Genomic DNA, 18,347 nt, shown 5'->3' with positions numbered 1-18,347 from the left:
CCGCCCCAGGAAGGGACAGGTGAGACCCCGCAATGCGAAGCATGAGGAGGCTCACCGCCCGGGGGCAGGAAAACGCAGTCTTCCACGGAAATCACAAGCGGTTTTTATAACGAAAATCAACTTTACATTAAGGTGGAACTCAAATGGAATTATCAGACGTAAGAAACGAGCTCGAAAAAACAGCCAGAGTCTTGGCGGACTTCAGGGGGTCTCTTTGACTTAGAAAACAAAGAGGCAAAACTCGCTGAAATCGATGAAATCATGGTCGAACCAACTTTCTGGGACGATCAGCAAAAAGCACAAAGCATCATCAACGACCAAAACGCACTGAAAGACGTCGTGAACGGCTATCAGAACCTGGTCGACACCCAGGAAAACCTGGAAGTCACGCTTGAACTTTTAAAAGAAGAGCCTGATGAAGAAATGCACGCTGAAATGGTCACTGAACTTGAAACATTCCGTAAAACACTGGATGAATTCGAGCTTCAGATGTTACTAAGCGAGCCTTATGATAAAAACAATGCAATTCTTGAATTGCATCCGGGTGCTGGCGGAACCGAGTCGCAGGACTGGGGTTCAATGCTTCTCCGTATGTATCAGCGATGGGGTGAAAAGCGCGGATTCAAAGTCGAAACGCTCGATTATCTTCCGGGTGATGAAGCGGGGATCAAGTCAGTTACCCTTTTATTCAAAGGACACAATGCTTACGGTTATCTGAAGGCAGAAAAAGGCGTACACCGTCTTGTCCGGATTTCACCATTTGATTCATCCGGCCGCCGTCACACGTCATTCGTGTCTTGTGATATTATGCCTGAATTCAATGATGAAATTGAAATTGAGATCCGTACTGAAGACCTGAAAGTGGATACGTACCGTGCAAGCGGCGCCGGCGGTCAGCACATCAATACAACTGACTCTGCCGTGCGGATTACCCACCTTCCAACGAACTCAGTTGTATCGTGTCAGTCTGAACGCTCACAGATCAAAAACCGTGAGTCAGCGATGAAAATGCTGAAGTCAAAGCTCTATCAATTAAAAATTGAAGAGCAGGAACAAAAACTCGCTGATATCCGCGGGGAGCAAAAAGAAATCGGCTGGGGAAGCCAGATCCGCTCTTACGTGTTCCACCCGTACTCAATGGTGAAAGACCATCGTACAAGTACAGAATCAGGAAACGTGCAGGGCGTAATGGACGGAGATATCGATCCATTCATTAATGCTTATCTGCGATCAAGAATTGAAAATTAATGCTGATCCGCTGCCTGATGAGGGTGGCGGGTTTTTTATTGTTGGCCGGCGAGGCACTTGGCAAGTGGCATCAAGACCTTCGATTCGGCTGATACGACCTTCGCGGACGATGATACAGCCTCCAATCCGGGTGTATCCGACCTTCGTGCAGCGCAATACGACCACCGCCGGCAAGAATACGACCTCGCAGCCCGCCCCAACGCAGCGAAGCCGCCCTTTTTGCACTTAGGAAACAAGCCTTTAGTTTCTTAAGTGCATGAAGAGGATATTTCGTTGTAGCAAAATCGTGTCTCACTAGTGTTACCGCCTCAAAAACCACTACGCCGACCACCCGCACTTCACCGCACTAACGCTCTAGCATGACAATATTCACAGAAATGTCTCTACATGCTATACTCTCTAGCGGTGTAAACTTGAATAGAGAAAGGATGAACGTCAATGGGTAAGCGTAATCGCCGGGGGCAAAGTGAGCCGAAAGCCTGGCATGGTGCGATTGACTATGTGTATGTGATTATCGGGGCATTATTTGTCGCGATTTCTTTTAATGTGTTTTTACTTCCGAATGCTGTTGCTTCAGGTGGCACAAGCGGGATCAGTACGATTTTAAATGGGCTGTTTGAATGGCGGCCGGCTATCGTTCAGTATGCTTTTAACATTCCGCTGTTTATAGCGGGAGTTATTTTACTTGGTAAAAATTTCGGCCTGAAATCATTTGTAGGAACGCTTGCACTTCCGGGATGGGTTTTTTTAACGGAGAACTGGGCACCATGGACAGAGGACCCTTTACTTGGCGCGTTGTTCGGCGGAATTGGCGTCGGGATTGGTTTAGGAATTGTATTTAGAGGTAAAGCATCTACAGGTGGTACGGATCTGGCTGCGCAGATTATACATAAATACAGCGGTCTGGGTCTTGGGACAAGTATTGCGATTATTGACGGACTCATCGTTCTCAGCTCAGCCATTGTATTCAGTATTGAGCAAGGGTTATATGCACTGATCGCACTGTATGTGACTAGTAAAACAATCGATCTTGTACAGGTCGGGTGGCAGCGTTCGAAAATGGTGCATATCATTACGAATCGCCAGGAAGAGATCAGCCGTGCAATATTTGATGAAGTGGACAGAGGTGTGACAAAGCTGTCAGCATATGGTGGTTACACAGATCATGAGCGACCGATTTTAATGTGTGTGATTGATCAGACTGAATTCACAAAACTGAAAAATGTAGTAAAAAAGATCGATCCAAAAGCTTTTGTCATTGTAAATGATGCATCAGAAGTGTTAGGAGAAGGTTTTAAGCGGGAGTAAATGTTATTTTAAGAAAATTATTAACAAAATGTTGAAGATGAGGTGGATTTTGATGAAAAAATGGTGGTTAGGTGCAGCACTTGTATCTTCAATGATGCTTGCAGCCTGTGGTGGTGGTGACGAAGAGGCATCAGACACGGGTTCTTCAGCTGGTGAAATGGACCCGGAAACAATTTTTATCGGGAATTGTTCAGGATGTCACGGTGATAATCTTGAAGGTGCCAGTGGTCCAAACCTTGAAGAAGTAGGGTCAAGGCTGAGTCAGGATGAGATTCTTCAAGTGATCCAAGAGGGTAAAGGAAGAATGCCTGGAAATTTAATTGAAGGTGAAGAAGCTGAAGTTGTAGCTGAATGGCTTTCAGGAATGGAATAAACATTCATTTAAAAGCATCTTTTTCCAAAATGGGAAAAGGTGCTTTTTTTATATTTCACTGTCGAAATGAAACTGTAATATAATTGTCGTTAACAAAATTCGCTAGAATGATATAATGTTCTTGTGCCAAAAATCGATAAACCGATATAATTAGCTATTTATTCCTATTATATTGGCGATTTCGAGGCCGAAGACAGCCAGAACCAGTCATCGTGAAATTTACAGATAAGGTGAGTATTTTTTATATGATACAGATGAAAGAAGTATACAAAAAGTACCCGAACGGTATCATGGCTGCAAACGGTTTTGATGTGAAGATCCAGGCAGGAGAGTTCGTCTATGTAGTCGGACCGAGTGGCGCTGGTAAATCTACATTTATCAAAATGATGTACCGTGAAGAAAAACCGACAAAAGGGACAATTAATGTAAACGGAATTGACATTGCGAAGCTCAAGGCGAATCGTGTGCCTTATCTCCGCAGAAATATCGGCGTTGTTTTCCAGGATTTTAAACTCCTGAACAAGCTGACCGTTTTTGAAAATGTTGCATTTGCTTTAGAGGTAATAGAGGAAGAGCCAAAGGTGATCAAACAGAAAGTTATGGAAGTGTTGGATCTTGTAGGATTGAAACACAAAGCCCGCATGATGCCCGATGAGCTTTCCGGAGGGGAACAACAGCGAGTTTCTATCGCACGCTCAATTGTGAATTCACCTAAAGTAGTGATTGCAGATGAGCCGACAGGAAACCTTGATCCGGAGACTTCATGGGAAATTATGAACTTGTTTGAAGAAATAAACTCACGCGGCACAACAATTATTATGGCTACGCATAACCGTGAAATAGTGAACACGATCCGCCACCGTGTCATTGCCATTGAAAATGGTGTCATTGTCCGTGACGAACAACGGGGGGATTACGGCTATGAAAGCTAGAACAATGCTCAGACACTTCAGGGAAAGTTTTAAGAGTCTGGCGAGAAATGGATGGATGACATTTGCATCCGTCAGTGCAGTTACTGTTACTTTACTTCTTGTCGGTGTGTTCACAGCGCTAATGCTGAATATGAATAAAGCCGCAGACGATATCGAAAACGATGTTGAGATGAATGTCTACGTTGAGCTTGAAGCAGATCAGCAGGCAGTAACAACACTTGAACAGGAGATTGAACAGCTCTCCGGAGTGGAATCAATTGAATACTCCACAAAAGAAGAAGAACTATCCGGTTTAATTGACAGCTTTGGTGAGGAGATGGCGCTGTTTGAACAGAACAACCCGCTCCGTGATAAATTTGTCGTTAAGGCGGTTGATCCAAGACAGACTGAACGTCTTGCTTCCCAAATCGGCACATTTGAAAATACACATTCCGTCGAATATGGTGAAGGTAAAATCGACAAGCTGTTCAGCATTCTTGAAGTCAGCAGAAATGTCGGTGCAGTTTTAATCTTTGGTTTACTGTTTACCGCAATGTTCCTGATTTCAAACACAATTAAGATCACAATTGTTGCAAGAAGAACAGAAATTGAGATTATGAAGCTGGTTGGTGCCTCTAACTGGTTTGTCAGAATTCCATTCATACTTGAAGGAATCTGGCTCGGTATTATTGGCTCTATTCTGCCGATTGCAGCCGTATCCATGATCTATTACAACGTTTATGAATATATGCAGCCACGGTTAGAAAATTCATTTATACAGATCCTTGAATTCTCACCGTTTATATACCAGATTAACGCATTAATTCTTCTGATGGGCGTCGTAATCGGCGTATGGGGAAGCTTTATGTCCGTCAGAAAATTCCTGCGTGTATAAATTATAAAGCTATGTAAAAGTTACATGTCGTTTTTGCACAGCTGTTGATTGAAGCGGAAGGGGACGACTCCAGCAGGAGAAGTCGGACAGGTGAGACCCCGCAAGCGCCCCGCGCTGAGGAGGCTCACCGCCGGCCCTGCGGAAAGCGTTCCCCTGGAGCGGAAATCAACAGCCAACTTTAACAAAGACAAATAGAAAACAGTAATGCTAGATTCGAAGGGAGAACAGTTTAGTGAAAAAGTCATTCGTCAGCCTGTCATTGGCAGCAGCACTCGTTGCAGGAAGCATTCCGGCAATCAATACAGCTTCTGCTGAAACTTTAAATAACTTAAAAGAAGAACGTTCATCAATTGAGAACCAGCGTGAAGAAATCAGCGGTGAAATCAGCACAACAAACAACCGCATTGAAGAGATTATAAAAGAGCAGGAGAAAGTAACTGCTCAAATCAAAAAACTTGATAGCAAGATTGAAGATACAGAAGGTAAGATCAATTCAGTTTCAGGTGAAATTGATGATACAAACGCTCAGATTGAAAAGCTCCGTGGAGAAATCGAAGAGCTGAAGAAAAAGATTGAAGAGCGTACAGCACTTCTTGAAGAACGTGCACGCGCGATCCAGTTGACAGGCGGTTCAGTCAGCTATGTTGATGTACTGCTTGGCGCTGAAAACTTCGGTGATTTTATCGACCGTTTCTCAGCAGTGAATACACTTGTATCCGCTGACCGGAAAATTATGGAAGAACAGCGTCAGGATAAAGAATCTTTAGAACAGAAAGAAGAAGAAGTACAGCAGCAGCTTGCTGAACTTGAAGCTCAGAAAGCTGAGCTTGACGGATTAAAAGCAGAGCTTGATGGCCAGAAAGCTGACAAGGGTACGTTAATGGATGAACTTGAAGCTAAACAGGCAGAGCTTGAAGATGAAAAAGCAGAACTTGAAGCCCAGGATGAGCATCTGCACGAAATGGCAGCGGATGTTGAAAACAAAATTATGGCTGAGCAGGAACGCCTTGCAGAACTTGCAAGACAGCGTGAAATTGAGCGTCAGAAAGAACTTGAGCGCCAGCGTCAGGCAGAAGAAGAACGTAAGGCAGCCGAAGCCGATGCTGCTGAAGCCGCTGCAGCTGCAGCAGCATCTGCATCACAGACTAGCGGATCTTCATCATCAGCGCCTGCTCCTGCACCATCTGCTCCGGCAGTATCAGCACCGGTTTCAGCGGGAGACTGGACAAGTCCTTCTTACGGAAGAATGACAACTGAATTTGGTTATGACATTTTAAATGGAAAAACGAGATATCATTATGGTATTGATATTGCGAATTCACCTGGAACGGCCGTTTCTGCAGCAGCTTCAGGCTATGTAGTAGAAGCCGGATTTAATGACGGTGGTTATGGCAATATGGTATTAATTACACATAATATCAATGGTCAAACGATTACAACGCTATATGCTCACTTAAGCAGCATTGGTGTTTCTCAGGGAAGCTACGTTGAAAAAGGTCAGTATATCGGCGGTATGGGTAACACAGGTTACTCATTCGGCTCGCATCTTCACTTCGAAGTTCACGAAGGTGGATGGAACGGATCTAAATCAAACGCTGTAAACCCTCGTAAATATATCTCATTCTAATCTGGTAAGCTCTCAAACTTCGGTTTGGGAGCTTTTTTGATGTCAGCCTGTTAAAACTGGCTGGTGATTTCCGAGGGGGAAGCGCGGCCGGTGGTGAGCCTCCTCAACGCCGAGGTCTCACCTGTCCGGCTTCTCGCTCTGGAGTCTCCCCCCTTACGCTTCAATCACCAGATGGATTAAGACAACAATGGATTCTTTACATATATTTAGATAAAGGATTTCTACCATTCTCCTCGTGAATGATTCTTATCAATTCATACCTGTTTTCCCTTTAGCATATACTCCCAGCGAGGAGGGACTGTATATGTCTGTTCAACGATTGAAGGCTGCAGGGTGGACATTTGCTGTCATGTGTTGTGCCGGACTGTTTTTATTAATCAGTATAGACCCTGAGACCAGTGAACCGGTGATGAAAGAACAGCGAATTCTGGCGCCGGATTTCACACTTCAGATGCAGGATGGCAGCACACTGTCAAAAGAGGATTTGTCAGGTGAACCGCTGATCCTTAATTTCTGGACAAGCTGGTGCCCGCCTTGTATTGAAGAAATTCCGGAGCTGAAGTCGTTTGTAAAAGCACATCCGGATATCACATTAATCGGCGTCAATCTGACAAAGGAAGAATTTAAGAAAGAGTCTGCTGAGCAGTTTATAGAAGATCATGACTTTAACTTTCCGGTTGCTTTTGACGAAGAAGGCGCCATGCAGGAAGCATTCCGGATTTTTACGATACCGGTTACGGTGATCATTGCGCCTGACGGTTATGTGGGCGAGACGTTTTTCGGACCGGTGACAGCCACTAAACTTGAGGGAGCCATGAATCAACTTCTAAGTGAAAATAATGCCTCATAGCGTATAAAAGGGAGGGGGAAGCTGGTGAAAAGAGTACTGATGATTATTTTATGTATGGTCCTTGGGGCTGGCGTCTATTACAGTGCTGACCGTTTTTTGATTAAGCGCGTTCCGGAAGAAGTATCAGTTGAGAAATCAAAAATTGAAAAAGCACAGCAAATAATTCAGGACAGTTATGTTGAAAAGGTGGATGAGCAGGTGTTGCTTGACGGTGCGCTAAAAGGCATGGTGGCAGCACTGGGTGACCCTTATTCAGTCTATATGGATGAACAGGCGTCAAAGCAGTTTCACCAGTCTCTGGATTCCACATTCAGTGGAATCGGTGCAGAGATTACGCAGGAAGAAGGAAAGTTTTTAATTGTCGCGCCACTGAAAGATTCTCCGGCAGAAGAAGCAGGGCTGAAGCCGAATGACGTAATTACTCATGTCGATAACGAAGAAATCATCGGGCTGACGATCTATGAACTGACAGCTAAAATCAGAGGGCCTAAGGGCAGCCGCGTACAGCTTGGCATTGAGCGGGGTGAGTCGGAAAAATCACTGACAATCAATGTTGTCAGAGACGATATTCCTGTAGAAACCGTTACGCATAAAATGTATGAGCGGGACGGAAATAAAACCGGTTACATAGAAATTAAAACGTTTGGTGAAGGAACCGGTAAGGACGTGAAAGCGGCTTTGGAAGACCTTGAGAAATCAGAGCTCGCCGGGCTGATCGTTGATGTCCGCGGAAATCCGGGAGGCCTGCTTTCAAGTGTGGAGGAAGTGCTCTCTCATTTCATTACAGATAAAAAACCATTTATGTATGTGGAGCAGCGCTCAGGCAAACGGGAGGCACTGACTTCAGCGACAAAAAGCAAAAAGGAGTATCCGGTCACCGTACTGATTGATGAAGGCAGCGCGTCAGCATCGGAAATTTTGGCTGCAGCGATGTATGAAGTGGAAGGTTATACGCTGATCGGCACAACAACATTTGGCAAAGGAACAGTCCAGCAGTCACTTGAACTTGGGGATGGCAGCCAGATGAAGCTGACAGTATCAAAATGGCTGACACCTGATAAACGCTGGATTCATAAAAAAGGTATCCAGCCGACACTTGAAGTTGTACAGCCTGATCTATTCGAACTTTCACCGGTGCAGTCCTCAATCATTCTGAAAAGAGGAATGAACGATGAGCGGGTATCAGCCCTTCAAAAGCTGCTCATTGGACTTGGTTATGAAGTTGACCGCACTGATGGATATTATAGTAACAGTACGGAAAAAGCGATCCTTGCTTTTCAAAAGAAATCAAATCTAAAAGAAACCGGTGAAGTCAATACATCTACACTGAAAAAACTCTCTGCAACGCTTGAAGATTATAAGAAAAATCCGAACCACGATCATCAGCTTCAGTCAGCCATTGAATTTATCGCGCGTCATTAAGCGGCGAAATTCCTATACAGCGATTGCTCCCGGTCTGATACAATAAATAGAAGAATTTGTTTTCAACCGGGGGGATCGTATGTTAAGTAACTGGCTGAATGAATTGCCTGGCGCACTCTTGTCAGGCGTACTCAATCCGGTTTTCATCATCGCTTTACTTGCAGCTGTCATTGCAGGTGTAGTCAGAGTCAAAAGAGAACGGCGTGACTTAAGAACAGCAGTAAAGCCATGGTACATAGAAAGTCTCAGCTTAATAGGCATTTCACTGATCATTGGCGTTGTGCTCTCAGGAGTGATCAGCGGTGGGGGGCTTGTGCTTGAAGCAACGTGGATTTATGGAGTCAGTTTGCTTATGATTCTATTCACAGTGACAGGCCAGTTCAGGCTGCTATCTGCAGGTTTTATATTTCCAATCGCTTTTATCAGTATGAATACAATGAGTTATTTTAATGTCACCCTGCCTGAATGGGCGCCATCGCTGCCGCAAACCTTTGTTGCAGCGGGTGTGCTGATGGGTCTGCTGCTGATTGCTGAAGGGCTGCTGATTCAGATTAACGCAGTCAAACAGACATCACCACGCTTAGTGAAAACGCCGCGCGGGATGAAAGCCGGTGCATTTTTTACGAAAAGAATCTGGCTTGTTCCATTACTGGTTCCGATTCCTGAAGGACTGATCAGCGGGGCAGGCTGGTGGCCGCTGCTTAGTGTCGGTGATTCATATTCACTGATGATTCTTCCGGCAGTGCTCGGTTATCAGCTGACTGTCGTTCACGATCTGCCGCAGAGCATTCTGAAAGTAAATGCAGCACAGGTCATCTGGCTCGGTGCTCTGACTTCAGTTCTTGCAGCAGGATCAATCTGGGCACCGTATCTGATTATTGCTTCGTTCGCCATCGCATTTGCAGGTAAAGTTTTCATTATGCTGAAAACGCGTAAAGTCTGCAGAAGGTCCGGCTACCATTTTATTAATGGAGATAAAAGCGTCATGATCATCGATGTACTGCCTGGCACGCCCGCTGCTAAAATGGGTCTGCTGCGCGGTGAAATGATTCATAAAGTAAACGGTCAGATCGTCAGCAACGAACGCGAATTCTACCAGGCTGTGCAAAAAAGCCGTGCACACTGCAAGCTCGAAGTCCTGAACCATGCAGGTGAAGTCCGCTACACCCAGGCTGCCCTGTACGAAGGCCAGCACCATCAGCTCGGATTAATCTTAATAGAAGACCGCAAACGTGAAACAGCCTGAGCGATCAGGCTGTTTTTTGTTTGTGGGGCCGGGGATGTGAGGGAGATGAATAATCAGCACAGGTGATAGTATAAATGAGGAAGGTGTAGGATAAATGGTAAGCGGTGTAACAATTATCATGATGTCAGGCGCATCAGGCTGAAATAAATGAATAAGCTGATTGAATCATCCTAAAAGGTGATAGAAAAACCCCACTCCCAGTTCCTCAATGTCTTTTAACAAATTATTTTACAAACTCTGTATTGTGCAACCTCACCTGTCAATGCTACTATTAGCTAAATTATATAATGGGGTGAGCTTATGGGGATCCATCATTACTTTAAAAGTCTGTCAGACATGGAAAAGCTGTACCGCTGTCCGGGTAAGTTCAAATACAACGAACATACAGTAGCAGCCCATTCTTTTAAAGTCACAAAAATCGCCCAGTTCCTCGGAACAGTCGAAGAACATCACGGTAAAACAGTCAACTGGAAAAACCTTTACGAAAAAGCATTAAACCATGATTACCCTGAAATCTTCACAGGTGATATTAAAACACCCGTGAAATACGCATCCTCAGAATTGAACCGCCTCTTCAGTGAAGTGGAAGAGGAAATGGCGCACAAATTTGTACTGGCTGAATTTCCGGATGAATATCAGTCCATCTATCTGTCGCGCTTTAAAGAAGGAAAAGACCGTACACTAGAAGGGAATATTTTATCCGTTGCAGATAAAATTGATTTGCTGTATGAATCTTTTGGCGAAATTCAAAAAGGCAATCCGGAACCAATTTTTCTTGAGATCTATCAGGAAGCATTGTCTACGATCTTAAGGTTCCGTGAAATGACGAGCGTTGCGTTCTTTCTTGAAAATGTGTTGCCGGATATGCTTGCTGAAAAGTTCATTCCACACTCAGAGCTGAGTAAAATTACGGAAAATCTTATTGCAGCATCAAAGTGAGTCCAGTATGATGAAAACGTGAGGTGATCATATGGGCACAAAAATTCTGATGGCCATGTTTCTGCCGGCACTGTTAGTCGTCCTTTTCACCCGCATCACCTACAGCCGCACGATCGCGATGCTGCTGACAATTGCGCTGATTGCAGGGTCTTCTTACAAAGGATATACAGGCAGCTGGTACGTCATCATCGTAGACGCTGCGTCACTGACACTCGGTCTCTGGTATGCCAACAGATATATGAAAAAATATACAGATAAACAGCGCGGAATCGCTTAGGTTCCGGGCTGTTTTTTGATGTTGGAGATGGGACGGCTGAGGAAGTAGCATTTTCAACATTCTGATGACCTGTTCATCTGCCCTAAATAACTAATTAGAATGTATGTTCGCTTTTTGCTGTCCTTTTTTATCTCAAGGTGGTAAACTTATTGAGACAATTAATTTGCCTAAAACCCTGTTTCATTTCATCATAAAGGGTATGAATATAGAAGAAGGTTTTTCACGGAATGATTTTTAGGAGGCGTTTGATACATGGTGCAGGAATTTGATTTGCAGTCAAAATATCAGCCGGCGGGGGATCAGCCTGCTGCAATTAAGAAACTGGTAGAGGGTGTTGAGCAGAAAAAGCAGCATCAGACATTACTGGGTGCAACGGGTACAGGGAAGACCTTTACGGTTTCAAATGTTGTACAGGAGGTAAAAAAACCAACGCTGGTTATTGCCCATAACAAGACGCTTGCTGGACAGCTGTATAGTGAATTCAAGGAGTTCTTCCCGAATAACGCAGTTGAATACTTCGTCAGTTATTATGATTACTATCAGCCGGAAGCGTACGTCCCTCAGACTGATACATTTATTGAAAAAGATGCAAGCATCAACGATGAAATCGATAAATTACGTCACTCTGCTACTTCTTCACTGTTTGAGCGGGATGACGTCATTATTATTTCATCCGTTTCCTGCATCTATGGATTAGGTTCCCCGGAAGAATATAAAGAGCTTGTGGTCTCACTCAGAGTCGGCATGGAAATTGAACGTAATCAGCTGCTAAGAAGGCTGGTTGATATTCAGTATGAGCGCAATGACATTGCCTTCACACGTGGTACGTTCCGCGTGCGTGGTGATGTTGTTGAGATATTTCCAGCTAAAAATGATGAGCACTGCATTCGCGTTGAGTTTTTTGGTGATGAAATTGACCGGATCAGAATGGTTGATGCACTGACTGGGGAGATTCTTGGTGATCGTGACCACGTAGCTGTATTCCCGGCATCACACTTCGTTACACGCGATGAGAAAATGCGCAAAGCCATTGAAAATATAGAGATTGAACTTGAAGAGCAGCTGAAAATTTTAAAAGAAGAAGATAAACTGCTTGAAGCACAGCGCCTCGAACAGCGCACGCGCTATGACCTTGAGATGATGAGAGAGATGGGATTCTGTTCAGGCATTGAGAACTATTCCAGACACTTAACACTTAGGGAAGCAGGTGCCACACCATATACGCTGATTGACTATTTCCCTGATGACTTCCTGCTGGTCATTGATGAGTCACACGTGACGCTGCCGCAGATCCGCGGTATGTATAACGGTGACCAGGCGCGTAAAAAAGTGCTCGTGGATCACGGGTTCCGTCTGCCTTCAGCGATGGATAACCGCCCATTGAAGTTTGAAGAATTCGAAACGCATGTGCATAATGCGATCTATGTATCCGCAACACCGGGTCCATATGAAATCGAACATACAGATGAAATGGTCGAACAGATTATCCGTCCGACCGGTCTTCTTGACCCGACAGTTGAGATCAGACCGAGTGAAGGACAGATTGATGACCTGCTTGGTGAGATTCAGGACCGGATTGCGAAGAATGAACGGACACTGATTACAACACTCACGAAAAAAATGTCTGAAGATCTGACAGATTATCTGAAGGAGATAGGCATTAAAGTTCAGTACCTTCACTCAGAAGTAAAAACACTTGAGCGAATAGAGATTATCAGGGACCTCAGAGTCGGTAAATATGATGTGTTAATCGGAATCAACCTGCTCAGAGAAGGACTCGATATTCCGGAAGTATCACTTATTACGATTCTTGATGCAGATAAAGAAGGGTTCCTGCGTTCTGACCGTGCACTGATTCAGACCATCGGACGTGCAGCCCGTAATTCAAACGGTCACGTTATTTTATATGCTGATAAAGTCACTGACTCCATGCAGCGCGCAATGGATGAAACAGCAAGACGCCGTGAAAAGCAGATTGCACACAATGAAAAACACGGCATTACGCCGATCACAATTAATAAAGAAATCCGTGATGTCATCAGAGCGACTCATGCTGTTGAAGAAGCGGAAGAATACGTATCACCTGCTGAACAAATGAAGAAACTGTCTAAGCAGGAACGTGCGAAAGTGATTGAGTCGATGGAAATTGAAATGAAGGAAGCAGCACGTGCGCTTGATTTTGAAAAAGCGGCTGAGCTGCGTGACCTTGTTTTAGAATTGAAAGCGGAAGGATGACCTGACAATGGGTAAAGATCAGATTATTATACAGGGCGCCCGTGCGCATAACTTAAAAAATGTAGATATTAAAATTCCGCGTGACAAACTCGTAGTGATGACGGGGCTTTCGGGCTCCGGAAAATCATCACTCGCATTTGACACGATCTATGCAGAAGGACAGAGGCGATACGTTGAATCACTGTCTGCTTATGCAAGACAATTCCTCGGACAAATGGATAAGCCGGATGTTGATGCAATTGAAGGACTGTCACCTGCAATCTCAATTGACCAGAAGACAACAAGCCGCAATCCGCGTTCTACTGTTGGAACAGTAACAGAGATCTATGATTATTTACGCCTGCTCTTTGCACGAATCGGAAGACCGGTCTGTCCGGACCACGGTATTGAGATTACATCACAGACTGTTGAACAGATGGTAGACCGCATCTATGAATACCCTGAGCGGACGAAGCTTCAGGTTCTTGCTCCGCTTGTATCAGGACGTAAAGGCACCCATGCCAAAATCCTTGAAGATGTGAAAAAGCAGGGTTACGTTCGGGTTCGTGTAAATGGTGAAATGATGGATATCGGTGATGAAATCGACCTTGATAAAAATAAGAAGCATTCAATTGAAGTCATTATTGACCGTATTGTTGTAAAAGAAGGTGCAGAGGCAAGACTGGCAGACTCTCTTGAAGCAGCTCTTCAACTCGGAGATGGCAACGTCATTGTTGACGTGATCGGTGAAGAAGAAATCAAATTCAATGAGCATCATGCCTGCCCGATCTGCGGATTCTCAATTGAAGAGCTTGAGCCGAGAATGTTTTCATTTAACTCACCGTTTGGCGCATGTCCTGACTGTGATGGTCTCGGAACAAAGCTTGAAGTGGATATGGATCTTGTCATTCCTGACTGGACCCGTTCACTTAATGACCATGCGATTGCCCCGTGGGAACCGACAAGCTCACAATACTATCCATCCATGCTAAAAGCAGTGTGCGAGCACTATGATATTGATATGGATATTCCGGTGAAAGAGATTCCGAAGAAAAAGATGGACAAAATTCTGAAGGGATCAGGCCGTGAAAAAATTTATTTCCGTTATGAAAATGACTTTGGTCAGGTTCGCGAAAATAACATCAATTTTGAAGGTGTTCTCAAAAATGTTGAGCGCCGCTACCGTGAAACAAGCTCAGATTATATCCGTGAGCAGATGCAGAAATATATGGCGCAACATCACTGCCCGACTTGTGAGGGACACCGTCTGAAGCGTGAAAGTCTTGCGGTAAAAGTACAGGATCTGCATATTGGACACATTACTTCATATTCAATTGAAGAAGCAAAACAATTCTTTAATGAAGTGGAGCTGACTGAAAAAGAAATGCAGATCGCACGTCTCATTCTGCGTGAAATTAATGAACGTCTCAGCTTCCTTGTAAATGTCGGACTTGATTACCTGACGCTCAGCCGCGCAGCCGGTACGCTATCCGGTGGTGAAGCGCAGCGGATCAGACTGGCCACACAAATCGGGTCTCAGCTGTCAGGTGTACTTTATATCCTAGATGAGCCTTCAATCGGACTGCATCAGCGCGATAACGACCGCCTGATTGAAACCTTAAAAAATATGCGGGATATCGGTAATACACTGATTGTTGTAGAGCACGATGAAGATACAATGCTCGCAGCTGACTACCTGATCGACGTTGGCCCTGGTGCAGGTGTCCACGGCGGTGAAATCGTCGCTGCCGGCACACCGAAACAGGTGATGAAAAACGGGAAGTCACTGACAGGTCAGTATCTGTCAGGTAAAAAGTTTATTCCTCTGCCTGCTGAGCGCAGAAAGCCTGATAAAAAACGTCAGCTGCAGATTAAAGGGGCAAAGGAAAACAACCTGAAAGAAGTGGATGTGAATATTCCACTTGGCGTCCTAACCTCTGTTACAGGTGTATCCGGTTCAGGTAAAAGTACGCTGATCAACAGCATCCTGCATAAATCACTTGCCCAGAAACTTCACCGTTCTAAAGTAAAACCTGGTGAACACAAGGAAATCAAAGGGATCGATCAGCTTGAAAAAGTGATTGATATTGATCAATCACCAATCGGAAGAACACCACGTTCAAACCCGGCGACGTATACAGGCGTATTTGATGATATCCGAGACGTTTTCGCTACAACGAATGAAGCAAAAGTCCGCGGGTATAAAAAGGGACGATTCAGCTTTAATGTAAAAGGCGGACGCTGTGAAGCCTGCCGCGGCGACGGGATTATTAAGATTGAAATGCACTTCCTGCCGGATGTATATGTTCCGTGTGAAGTGTGTCACGGCAAACGTTATAACCGCGAAACGCTTGAAGTGAAATACAAAGGTAAAAACATTGCAGATGTACTGGCAATGACTGTAGAAGACGGTCTGTCATTTTTCGAAAACATTCCAAAGATCAGCCGTAAGCTGCAAACAATTGTAGATGTTGGACTCGGCTATATCACGCTTGGTCAGCCTGCTACAACTCTTTCAGGTGGTGAAGCGCAGCGTGTGAAGCTGGCTTCAGAACTGCATAGACGTTCAACAGGTAAATCAATGTATATTCTTGATGAGCCGACAACCGGACTGCATGTTGATGATATCTCAAGACTGCTTAATGTACTTCAACGTCTCGTTGATAACGGAGATACAGTGCTCATCATTGAACACAATCTGGATATCATTAAAGCATCAGATTATATTATTGATCTCGGACCTGAAGGCGGAGACAGAGGCGGTACCATTCTTGCCTGCGGTTCACCTGAGGATATTGCTGAGGTCAAAGAATCCTATACTGGAAGCTACCTGAAACCGGTTCTTGAACGTGACCGCAGCCGAATGGAAGAGAAGATGGCTGCGCGTACCGGTGAGAAAGTGAATGCGTAAAAATCGTCCCGGGGCTTTAGAACAATCTCAGCCCTGAGACGGGTGGTGAGTTCCTGTTTTTCTGTCATGCTTATAATCAAATGAAACTTTTATTTCTGTCATTCGTATAAAAGGTAGTTCAGGATTGTAGAGACAATTTCAAAATCAGAGGAGAGTGTCAAATACATGGAAAACGAACGTCAAAGAATTTTAAGTATGGTGGAAAAAGGAACAATCACAGCTTCAGAAGCTCTAACACTTTTAGAAGCGCTTGAAAAAGATGGTTCAGCTAAAGCGTCGGCAGATAGCAGAACTTCATCAGAAAGTACGACTTCAAGCTCCACTTCAACACACCAGGAAAAAACGTATGAGCAGCAAAGCCGTTCATCTGACCAGTCACGTGAATATACTGATTCAGGCAGTTCACAGAAAAAAGAATTTCCATTCAATCTTGATGAAATGATCAATGATCTGTTTGGGACGATTGAGAAGAAATCAAAGGAATTCAAAACTGAACAGAATAAAAAAAATACCCGTCAGCAGCAGAAGGATAAACTCACAGATTTCGTTCAGACAGCATTTGAAAAAGTAAAAGGGCTTGACCTTGAATTCAATATGGGACCATCCCTTGAGTTCAAACATGTTTTTGAATCTGAAAAAGCTGAACTGATCGATCTTGAAGCAAGTATTTCAAACGGGAAGCTTACCATTCGTCCGTGGGATGAAGATTTCGTCCGTGCAGAATGTAATGTGAAAGTATTCCGCAGTGATGATGAATTTAAAGCGAAGCAGCAGTTGAAGGATTCGGTTATCTTTAACACTAACTTTAAAAAGCTTAGATTTGTGTCTGATCTTAAAATGATGAGCCTGGATACAGTCCTTTATGTACCAAAAGCGAATTTTGAGAGATGGGATATCCGCCTGTTTAACGGGAAGTTCCAGGCTGAAGGCGGAAACGTCAATAAAGTCAAAGTCCGTACAGCGAACGGAAAGATCGAACTTTCAAATATGCTGATTGAAAAAGCAGAACTTGAAACAGCAAACGGCGGAATCAACGTTGAAAATACACGTGCTGATCTGATTGAAGCAGAATCAGTCAACGGTAAGGTCAATGTTGAAGGTGCCCTTGATGAAATTGACGCGCAATCTGTCAATGGAAAGATTGTCTGCAGTACATCAAGCTCATCTGCCAGAAGAATCGAAGCGAAATCTCTTGCCGGCCCGATTGAAATCAACGTGCCGGAGACAGTATCTCTTGATGGAACACTCAGAACCAACTTTGGTAAGCTGAGAGTCGATTTTGACCAGATGGACCATGTTGAAGAGCGCGAGGAAATGATGCAGCGCAGACTGAATTTCAGAAAAGACCGTGAAGGCGCATCAAAGCTCTATATCACAGCAGATGCAAAAACCGGAGCAGTAACTGTCAAATCTTATTCAAAAAATCGTGAAACAAACGCGTAACTCATTCGTCTATAAAGGTGACCAGGATTCACACAAATAAAAAAGCAGCCTGATGCGCGTCCCCCCAGACATGCGCGTCAGGCTGTTTTGTTATTTACACAGCAGGGACGGAGGTTAAAGTGTCATATTATGTGCAATGAAGGGACAGAGGTTAATGTATTAACCGCGTGGATTCATCTCTGTCCCTGTCGTGTACGTTTCATACAACTTAACCTCCGTCCCCAAAAATACACACAACTAACTAATATGTTTCCCTCCCCACATTTCAAGGTATAATACAATAAATACATAAGGCGGGTGAGGATGATGGAGACGTTTATTAACCGGATCATGTGGTTTGGATTCAGTACGGTTGGTGCAGCTTTTCTTGGAACTGGTGTTCTTTTTGTTGTGCTGGCTTTTGTAACGATGAATGCCGATATCATGGGATTCTTTAAGTGGGTGCTGCTCATTTTCCACTGGGGTGTAGGCGGAATCAGTCTGCTGTTATCCCTTGCGATTTTAGCAGTGGGACTGAAGCTGAGATTTTCTTCAGGTAAAGAAAACCCTGAAGTATCTAACGCGAATTAAAAAGAAGCCGGGTGCGCATTGATATGCTCCCCTCTAAGTAGACAGATTAAAAACAAAAATCTGTTTGCCTAGGGGGGAGCTTTTCTATGTCTTATAAACGTTATTCTCTTGAG

15 protein-coding genes are annotated in these 18,347 nt (G+C 44.3%); all 15 read left to right on the top strand.

What is annotated here, in order from left to right; translation table 11 throughout:
* The first annotated feature begins 143 nt into the window (after positions 1-143).
* The 15 genes from prfB (at position 144) to JOD21_RS13590 (ending at position 18,234) form a co-directional block, all read left to right on the top strand.
* A protein-coding gene (gene prfB, locus JOD21_RS13660; protein WP_204730148.1) for a peptide chain release factor 2 occupies positions 144-1,248 on the top strand; the annotation gives its coding sequence in 2 pieces (ribosomal slippage) (positions 144-215 and positions 217-1,248; 1,104 coding nt in all).
* 438 nt (positions 1,249-1,686) lie between these two features.
* Positions 1,687-2,556 carry a YitT family protein gene (locus JOD21_RS13655; RefSeq protein ID WP_204730147.1) on the top strand — a complete coding sequence of 290 codons (870 nt, stop codon included), beginning with the start codon at positions 1,687-1,689 and terminating at the stop codon, positions 2,554-2,556.
* A gap of 52 nt (positions 2,557-2,608) precedes the next feature.
* The gene (gene cccB, locus JOD21_RS13650; protein WP_204730146.1) at positions 2,609-2,929 is read left to right on the top strand and encodes a cytochrome c551; all 321 of its coding nucleotides are present in this window, start codon (positions 2,609-2,611) and stop codon (positions 2,927-2,929) included.
* A gap of 245 nt (positions 2,930-3,174) precedes the next feature.
* A complete protein-coding gene (ftsE, locus tag JOD21_RS13645) occupies positions 3,175-3,861 on the top strand; it encodes a cell division ATP-binding protein FtsE (RefSeq protein WP_204730145.1) in 687 nt (228 codons plus the stop codon).
* Positions 3,851-4,735 (top strand): permease-like cell division protein FtsX, encoded by an 885-nt coding sequence (gene ftsX, locus JOD21_RS13640; RefSeq protein ID WP_204730144.1) that lies wholly within the window; start codon positions 3,851-3,853, stop codon positions 4,733-4,735. Before ftsE ends, ftsX begins: the two co-directional genes overlap by 11 nt.
* A gap of 232 nt (positions 4,736-4,967) precedes the next feature.
* Entirely contained in the window at positions 4,968-6,362 is a 1,395-nt protein-coding gene (locus tag JOD21_RS13635; RefSeq protein ID WP_338032907.1) for a murein hydrolase activator EnvC family protein, read from the top strand.
* A gap of 304 nt (positions 6,363-6,666) precedes the next feature.
* Positions 6,667-7,212: a TlpA family protein disulfide reductase gene (locus JOD21_RS13630; protein WP_204730143.1), complete on the top strand. Its 546-nt coding sequence runs from the start codon at positions 6,667-6,669 to the stop codon at positions 7,210-7,212.
* A 24-nt stretch (positions 7,213-7,236) separates the two neighbouring features.
* Positions 7,237-8,634 carry a S41 family peptidase gene (locus JOD21_RS13625; RefSeq protein ID WP_338032906.1) on the top strand — a complete coding sequence of 466 codons (1,398 nt, stop codon included), beginning with the start codon at positions 7,237-7,239 and terminating at the stop codon, positions 8,632-8,634.
* Between the two features lie 79 nt (positions 8,635-8,713).
* Positions 8,714-9,880 (top strand): PDZ domain-containing protein, encoded by a 1,167-nt coding sequence (locus JOD21_RS13620; protein WP_204730142.1) that lies wholly within the window; start codon positions 8,714-8,716, stop codon positions 9,878-9,880.
* Positions 9,881-10,180: 300 nt separating this feature from the next.
* On the top strand, positions 10,181-10,819 hold the full coding sequence (locus JOD21_RS13615; RefSeq protein ID WP_204730141.1) for an HD domain-containing protein: 639 nt from the start codon (positions 10,181-10,183) through the stop codon (positions 10,817-10,819).
* A 31-nt stretch (positions 10,820-10,850) separates the two neighbouring features.
* Positions 10,851-11,096 carry a CsbA family protein gene (locus JOD21_RS13610; protein WP_041123198.1) on the top strand — a complete coding sequence of 82 codons (246 nt, stop codon included), beginning with the start codon at positions 10,851-10,853 and terminating at the stop codon, positions 11,094-11,096.
* Between the two features lie 252 nt (positions 11,097-11,348).
* Positions 11,349-13,331 carry an excinuclease ABC subunit UvrB gene (gene uvrB, locus JOD21_RS13605; protein WP_204730140.1) on the top strand — a complete coding sequence of 661 codons (1,983 nt, stop codon included), beginning with the start codon at positions 11,349-11,351 and terminating at the stop codon, positions 13,329-13,331.
* Between the two features lie 7 nt (positions 13,332-13,338).
* A complete protein-coding gene (gene uvrA / locus JOD21_RS13600) occupies positions 13,339-16,221 on the top strand; it encodes an excinuclease ABC subunit UvrA (protein ID WP_204730139.1) in 2,883 nt (960 codons plus the stop codon).
* 165 nt (positions 16,222-16,386) lie between these two features.
* Positions 16,387-17,664 (top strand): DUF4097 family beta strand repeat-containing protein, encoded by a 1,278-nt coding sequence (locus tag JOD21_RS13595; protein ID WP_204730138.1) that lies wholly within the window; start codon positions 16,387-16,389, stop codon positions 17,662-17,664.
* Between the two features lie 306 nt (positions 17,665-17,970).
* Complete coding sequence (locus tag JOD21_RS13590) at positions 17,971-18,234, top strand: hypothetical protein (RefSeq protein WP_204730137.1); 264 nt, start codon at positions 17,971-17,973, stop codon at positions 18,232-18,234.
* Positions 18,235-18,347: the final 113 nt, after the last annotated feature.

Source organism: Jeotgalibacillus terrae, from assembly GCF_016908195.1.
GTDB classification, from domain to species: Bacteria; Bacillota; Bacilli; order Bacillales; family Jeotgalibacillaceae; genus Jeotgalibacillus; species Jeotgalibacillus terrae.
This window is presented reverse-complemented; position numbering and strand designations above follow the sequence as displayed.

Coding starts and splice junctions, on each gene's coding strand:
- JOD21_RS13655 (WP_204730147.1), top strand. CDS start 1,687: ATGGGTAAGCGTAATCGCCGGGGGCAAAGTGAGCCGAAAGCCTGGCAT.
- cccB (WP_204730146.1), top strand. CDS start 2,609: ATGAAAAAATGGTGGTTAGGTGCAGCACTTGTATCTTCAATGATGCTT.
- ftsE (WP_204730145.1), top strand. CDS start 3,175: ATGATACAGATGAAAGAAGTATACAAAAAGTACCCGAACGGTATCATG.
- ftsX (WP_204730144.1), top strand. CDS start 3,851: ATGAAAGCTAGAACAATGCTCAGACACTTCAGGGAAAGTTTTAAGAGT.
- JOD21_RS13630 (WP_204730143.1), top strand. CDS start 6,667: ATGTCTGTTCAACGATTGAAGGCTGCAGGGTGGACATTTGCTGTCATG.
- JOD21_RS13620 (WP_204730142.1), top strand. CDS start 8,714: ATGTTAAGTAACTGGCTGAATGAATTGCCTGGCGCACTCTTGTCAGGC.
- JOD21_RS13615 (WP_204730141.1), top strand. CDS start 10,181: ATGGGGATCCATCATTACTTTAAAAGTCTGTCAGACATGGAAAAGCTG.
- JOD21_RS13610 (WP_041123198.1), top strand. CDS start 10,851: ATGGGCACAAAAATTCTGATGGCCATGTTTCTGCCGGCACTGTTAGTC.
- uvrB (WP_204730140.1), top strand. CDS start 11,349: ATGGTGCAGGAATTTGATTTGCAGTCAAAATATCAGCCGGCGGGGGAT.
- uvrA (WP_204730139.1), top strand. CDS start 13,339: ATGGGTAAAGATCAGATTATTATACAGGGCGCCCGTGCGCATAACTTA.
- JOD21_RS13595 (WP_204730138.1), top strand. CDS start 16,387: ATGGAAAACGAACGTCAAAGAATTTTAAGTATGGTGGAAAAAGGAACA.
- JOD21_RS13590 (WP_204730137.1), top strand. CDS start 17,971: ATGGAGACGTTTATTAACCGGATCATGTGGTTTGGATTCAGTACGGTT.